The organism is Halomonas sp. (assembly GCF_052095765.1).
Classification (GTDB): domain Bacteria; phylum Pseudomonadota; class Gammaproteobacteria; order Pseudomonadales; family Halomonadaceae; genus Halomonas.
In genome coordinates this window covers 1-3,846 of the sequence record NZ_JBQDJZ010000144.1, presented here as the reverse complement: position 1 = coordinate 3,846, position 3,846 = coordinate 1, and the positions used below count along the sequence as shown (strand labels likewise).

Genomic DNA, 3,846 nt, shown 5'->3' with positions numbered 1-3,846 from the left:
TCTGCTGGCCCGTCAGGATCTGGTAGCTAAAGTCAGTTCCCAGCTGATGCACCAGCGCGCCCAGTGCCCGGCCGATATTAGCCACACTTGAAGGCAGTGACTCACTGCCCAGCACTGCGGGACGGCCCCGGCGCATGATCCCGGCTTTCTCACGGCCGATAGCCATAAGCTCTTCGCCCAGATACGCGCTGTGATCCCGGGCGATGGTAGTCACGACAGCAACATCAGGATCGATAACGTTGACTGCATCCAGACGGCCGCCCAGTCCGACCTCGAGAATCGCCAAGTCAGGGCCTTGCTGACGAATCGCGTACAATGCACCCAGTGTACTGACTTCAAAATAGCTCAGGCTGACGGCATCACGCTGGCGTCCAAGATCTGCTTGCTGTGCTGAATCAACGGCCTCGAAACCTTCAATCAGGATAGCGTCGCTAGCCTGGGCACCACCTAGCCTAAGACGCTCGTTGTATCGCAACAGATGAGGTGACGTATAACTTGCGGTGGTCAGACCGTGGGCCTGGGCGATTACCTCAAGCATGGCCACGGTTGATCCCTTGCCGTTGGTACCGGCAACGGTGATCACCCGTTTGGCCAGAGGGCCATCCAGCAACCCCATGCGGTGAGCGACCTCGGCAACTCTCTCAAGGCCAAGATCGATATCCACAGGATGCGCTGACTCCAGTCGGCGCAACCAGTCATCCAGAATTGTCGGCATCTTATACACCACCAGCTACCGGCTCAGCGCCCAGCGCCCGAGTCAGGTTTAGCGGTGTCCTCGTCATCGTCGACGCCGTTTTCAGGCGCCTGGTTCGCTATTTTTTCGCTGGCACTATCCACCGGCGCGTCATTGTCAGGCTCGCCAACGGGCCCGGCAGCCTGCTTTGTGACGCCCTCAGACTGAGGTGCCTCACCGACTCCCTGGTCTTTCGGCTCTGCTGACGCCTCGGCCTGGACAGTGGCATCATCTGGTACAGCTGCCTGGGGCGCTGCCTTTGGGTCTTCCTGATCAACACCCTCTGCTACCAGCGGCGGCTGACCCGTCAGCTTGCGCAGTATGCCGCCCAATCGACGGCGGATATCATGGCGATGGACAATCATGTCCAGCGTGCCGTGGGTCAGCAGGAACTCGCTGCGCTGGAAGCCCTCAGGAAGCTTCTCTCGCACCGTCTGCTCAATGACCCTCGGGCCAGCAAAACCGATCAACGCGTTAGGTTCAGCAACGTTGATGTCACCAAGCATCGCCAGCGAGGCCGATACGCCACCAAACACCGGATCGGTCATTACCGACACGTAAGGCACGCCGGCCTGACGCAGGCGCTCCAACGCCGCGGCAGTCTTGGCCATTTGCATCAGCGAAAATAGCGCTTCCTGCATACGTGCACCACCAGACGCCGAGAAGCAGATCAACGGCCTACCTTCATCAAGCGCAAGCGTGGCGGCACGTACAAACTTCTCGCCCACCACAGCCCCCATGGAGCCCCCCATGAAGGTGAATTCAAAGGCTACGGCGACTACCGGTAAGCCACCGAGCTGACCGCGCATGGCGATCAGCGCATCTTTTTCACCAGTGGCTTTCTGTGCTGCGCTGAGACGGTCACGATATTTCTTGGAGTCACGAAAGCGCAGACGATCGGTCGGCTCAAGTCCGGCGGCCAACTCTTCCCGGCCGTCTTCATCAAGGAACCAGTCAAGCCGTCTACGCGCCGTCAGACGCAAGTGGTGATCACACTTGGGGCAAACGTCCTGATGCTTTTCAAGCTCCGGCAGGTAAAGCACACCCTCACACTTGGGGCACTTGCGCCACAAGCCATCAGGGACACTTGCGCGCCGATCCTTGCGCTGAATGCGGCCCATGGAGGGCACGATCTTGTCTAGCCAGCTCATGTTAGCGTCGTATCCATCTAGTTGAACGTATCGCTCGGGACCGTCAGGTGAATTGCCACACTATCGGTCCCGCGGTATGTCATTTTCCACGCCGTCAGGCATCCAGTGCCTGACGCATTTCACCCACCAGCTCAGCCAGCTGGCCAGCAATGAGTTCGGGGCGCTCAAGATTAGCGGCAATGCGCGATACCAGGGCACTACCAACAATCACACCGTCAGAAACACGCCCCACCTCGGCCGCCGAGGCGCCATCACGAATGCCGAACCCGACGCACAAGGGCAAGTCAGTCATCTCACGCAGCGGCGCCAGATGCGCTGCCACATCATCTGCATCTGGTAACGCACTACCGGTCACGCCCTTGAGAGAAACGTAGTAAATATAACCATCGCCATGGGCACATATTGTAGCTGCTCGCTCCCGGGAAGTGGTAGGTGCGACCAAGAAGATCGCTGCCAGACCATTCGACTTGAGCAGCGGCGCAAGGATATCGGATTCTTCTGGCGGCATATCAACCACCAGCACGCCATCAACACCGGCAGCGGCGGCCTGCTGGGCAAAGGCCTCAAGCCCCAGTCGTTCAATGGGGTTGAGATAGCCCATCAGGGCCACTGGTGTTTCGGTGTCTGTACGACGGAACTCACGCACCATGTCGAACAGGTCTGTTAGCCGCACACCCTTCGCGAGCGCGCGCTCGCAAGCCTTCTGGATCACCGGACCGTCAGCCATGGGATCAGAGAACGGCACACCCAGTTCGATCACATCGGCACCTGCAGCCACCATGGCATGCATGAATTCTACCGTGTGCTGCGGCCCAGGGTCTCCGGCAGTGATAAAGGGAATCAGCGCCCGGCGCCCTTCTGCCTTCAGTTTGGCAAAACGTCGATCAATACGGTTCATGTGTACCCCTTAGAGTTCAATGCCATCGAGCTTGGCAACAGTCATGATGTCCTTGTCGCCTCGCCCGGAGAGGTTCACCACGATGTGCTGATCGACATCCATAGTCGGTGCCAAGCGCCGCGCATAAGCCAGAGCATGGGCAGACTCCAGTGCCGGCATGATGCCTTCAACCAGCGTCAGCTCGCGGAATGCCTCCAGCACGGCGTCATCGTTGACGGCCACGTACTGCACGCGTCCCACGTCCTTCCACAGCGCATGTTCCGGGCCGACGCCAGGGTAATCGAGCCCCGCTGAAATCGAGTGAGTGCTCATCACCTGCCCACCTTCATCAGACATCAGGTAGGTACGGTTGCCATGCAGCACACCGCGCGGCGCGCCTGACGTGAGCGGTGCCGCATGACGGCCGGTCTCGACGCCATCGCCGCCCGCCTCAACGCCGTACATCGTCACCTCGTCATCCTCGACGAACGGATAGAACAGCCCCATGGCGTTGGAACCACCGCCAACGCAGGCAACCAACGCATCCGGCAGGCGGCCAAACTGCTGTTGCGACTGCTCACGCGCTTCGCGCCCGATCACCGAGCTGAAGTCACGCACCAACATCGGGTACGGGTGCGGACCTGCCACAGTGCCGATGATATAGAAGGTGTTATCGACGTTGGTCACCCAGTCGCGCAGCGCCTCGCTCATGGCGTCCTTGAGCGTCCGCGTACCGGAGGTTACCGGAATAACCGTGGCACCGAGCAGGCGCATGCGATACACATTGAGCTTCTGGCGCTCGACATCCTCTGAACCCATGTAAACGCAGCACTCAAGCCCCAGGCGGGCGGCCACGGTAGCGGTTGCGACACCATGCTGGCCGGCCCCAGTCTCAGCGATAACCCGCGGCTTGCCGCTCATCTTGGCCAACAGTGCTTGGCCGATGGTGTTGTTAACCTTGTGCGCGCCGGTGTGGTTCAGGTCTTCCCGCTTCAGCCAGATCTGGGCACCACCAAGTTCCTGCGACCATCGCTTGGCATGATAAAGCGGCGAAGGCCTGGCGCGAGCTCGGTGCTGCCGGACGT

The 3,846-nt window shown here is 60.1% G+C and carries 4 protein-coding genes; all 4 read right to left on the bottom strand.

Annotated elements, in window-relative coordinates; all coding sequences use genetic code 11:
* Window positions 1–715: bifunctional folylpolyglutamate synthase/dihydrofolate synthase (locus ACTH3D_RS12810; RefSeq protein ID WP_441667527.1), on the bottom strand; the 715-nt coding region annotated here is incomplete at its 3' end.
* 23 nt (window positions 716–738) lie between these two features.
* On the bottom strand, window positions 739–1,884 hold the full coding sequence (gene accD, locus ACTH3D_RS12805) for an acetyl-CoA carboxylase, carboxyltransferase subunit beta (RefSeq protein WP_441667526.1): 1,146 nt from the start codon (window positions 1,882–1,884) through the stop codon (window positions 739–741).
* A 94-nt stretch (window positions 1,885–1,978) separates the two neighbouring features.
* The gene (gene trpA / locus ACTH3D_RS12800; protein ID WP_441667525.1) at window positions 1,979–2,782 is read right to left on the bottom strand and encodes a tryptophan synthase subunit alpha; all 804 of its coding nucleotides are present in this window, start codon (window positions 2,780–2,782) and stop codon (window positions 1,979–1,981) included.
* 9 nt (window positions 2,783–2,791) lie between these two features.
* A partial coding sequence (trpB, locus tag ACTH3D_RS12795) for a tryptophan synthase subunit beta (protein ID WP_441667524.1) occupies window positions 2,792–3,846 on the bottom strand: 1,055 nt, incomplete at its 5' end.

Excerpts from the sequence above, each read along its gene's own strand:
- accD (WP_441667526.1), bottom strand. The coding sequence starts at position 1,884 with ATGAGCTGGCTAGACAAGATCGTGCCCTCCATGGGCCGCATTCAGCGC.
- trpA (WP_441667525.1), bottom strand. The coding sequence starts at position 2,782 with ATGAACCGTATTGATCGACGTTTTGCCAAACTGAAGGCAGAAGGGCGC.